The sequence below is a fragment of the Halopseudomonas oceani genome, assembly GCF_002903165.1.
Classification (GTDB): domain Bacteria; phylum Pseudomonadota; class Gammaproteobacteria; order Pseudomonadales; family Pseudomonadaceae; genus Halopseudomonas; species Halopseudomonas oceani.
In genome coordinates this window covers 1-955 of sequence record NZ_PPSK01000061.1, presented here as the reverse complement: position 1 = coordinate 955, position 955 = coordinate 1, and the positions used below count along the sequence as shown (strand labels likewise).

General features: G+C 56.3%; 1 pseudogene. It reads left to right on the top strand.

From position 1 onward, the window contains the following. Positions 1 to 68: 68 nt before the first annotated feature. Positions 69 to 955: pseudogene (locus C1949_RS19225) on the top strand (IS3 family transposase); the annotation flags it as partial.

Sequence of the window (955 nt, the reverse complement as noted above, 5' to 3'; positions counted from 1 at the left end):
TAATCCCCCCTGAAATCAGTCCTCGTCAGAAGTAGAATTTTCTCCTAATTGGATCAAGGAAATTTTGCGTGAAGACATCGCGTTTTTCGGACAGTCAAATCATCTCCATCCTCAAGCAGGCCGAAGCCGGCAGCCCCGTGCCTGAACTGTGCCGCGAGCATGGCATCAGTTCGGCGACCTTCTACAAATGGCGCGCCAAGTTCGGTGGCATGGACGCCTCGTTAATGGCTCGACTGCGCGAGCTGGAGGAGGAGAATCGTCGCCTGAAGAAGATGTATGCCGAGGAGCGCCTGAAGGCCGAGATCATCCAGGAGGCGATGGCAAAAAAGTGGTGAAGCCATCTCGGCGACGAGAGATGGCGCAACACGCGGTTGCCTCAGGCAAGGTCAGCATCAAACTGGCGTGTGTGTCGTTTGGCATCAGCACGACCTGCTATCGCTACCAGCCACGGTTGTCGGAAGAAAATGCCGAGATCGCCGATCACCTAATCCGACTCACACATAACCAACGCAACTGGGGGTTCGGCCTGTGCTTCCTGTATCTGCGTAACGTGAAAGGTTATCGCTGGAACCACAAACGGGTGTATCGGATATATCGGGAGCTGGAGTTGAACCTGCGGATCAAGCCGCGCAAGCGCATCGTGCGAGAGAAGCCCGAGCCACTGGCTGTGCCGGAGGCAATCAATCACTGCTGGTCGATGGACTTCATGCACGATCAGTTGGCCGACGGTCGCAGCTTCCGCCTGTTCAACCTGATCGACGACTTCAACCGCGAGGCCCTGACCATGGATATCGATCTGTCATTGCCGGCAGAGCGGGTGGTGCGCGCACTGGATCAAGTGATCGAGTGGCGTGGCAAGCCCCAAATTATCCGCAGCGACAATGGCCCGGAATACATCAGCAGCAAGCTCGTGCTATGGGCGGAAAAGCACGGCATTCGACTGGAGCATATCCAG